The 978-nt window shown below is 31.6% G+C and carries 2 protein-coding genes; both read left to right on the top strand.

The window, feature by feature from the left end; all coding sequences use genetic code 11:
- Nucleotides 1–470 (top strand): cytochrome c oxidase assembly protein (locus tag V7056_RS17245; RefSeq protein WP_499703640.1); only part of this gene is annotated, 470 nt, incomplete at its 5' end.
- A gap of 11 nt (nucleotides 471–481) precedes the next feature.
- Entirely contained in the window at nucleotides 482–943 is a 462-nt protein-coding gene (locus V7056_RS17240) for a DUF420 domain-containing protein (protein WP_499703639.1), read from the top strand.
- Nucleotides 944–978 lie beyond the last annotated feature (35 nt).

Here is a 978-nt window from a genome sequence, read left to right as displayed (position 1 = left end):
CGGATAATGTATATCACTTTTTATTTACGAATGTATTATTCTTTATGGCTATTTTCATGTGGTTCCCAGTTATGAATAATTTAGAAGATAGACAAACCTTATCAGATATTCAAAAAATTGGTTATATGTTTGCAAATGGTATATTATTAACGCCTGCATGTGCATTAATTATTTTTTCTGGGCATCCATTCTATGCTACTTACAATGATCCTGTACTGTGGAGTAAGGCTATGGAATTATGTGTATCACCTGATATATTAAAATCATTGAATATTTCTGGCCCAGAAGTGCTAAACTTCATGTCTGCTCGAGAAGATCAGCAAGTCGGCGGCGTCATCATGAAAATTATCCAGGAAATAGTTTATGGATGGGTTATTGGTTACAACTTCTTTAAATGGGCTAAAAGAGAACAAAATGGAAATAAAATTGATCCAATCAGTAGTAATCCATTGTTACTTAAAAAATCGTAGGGGTGGAAATTTTGAATTTACCAATTTTACCAACAATTAGTACAAGCTTTATTGTCATTAGTGCAATTTTAGTTGCAATTGGCTGGGTACTAATCGCAAAAAGAAATGTAGAAGCACATAAAAAAGTCATGTTCTTTGCTGGAGTGTTCGCTTTATCATTTTTTATCGTATATGCTTCTAGAACAATCTTTATTGGAAACACAAATTTCGGTGGACCAGAGCGTTTAAAATTGTACTACCATTTATTTTTATTCTTCCATATATTCTTAGCTACTTCAGGCGGGGTATTTGGTCTTGTATCTTTAATTTCTGGATTTAAAAATAAATTAAAGTTACATAAAAAAATTGGTCCAATTACAAGTATCATTTGGTTCTTTACTGCTATCACAGGTGTGTTTGTTTATTTCCTACTGTATGTATTGTATGAAGGTGGAGAAACAACATCGGTTATTAAAGCGGTTTTAGGATTCTAATTAAAAAAAGACAAAATAAAAGAGTGAGTAATAGA

This window comes from Bacillus sp. JJ664 (assembly GCF_036962205.1).
Lineage (GTDB): Bacteria > Bacillota > Bacilli > Bacillales > Bacillaceae_G > Gottfriedia.
The sequence above is the reverse complement of the archived record's forward strand: the minus strand, read 5'-3'. Positions and strand labels throughout refer to the sequence as shown.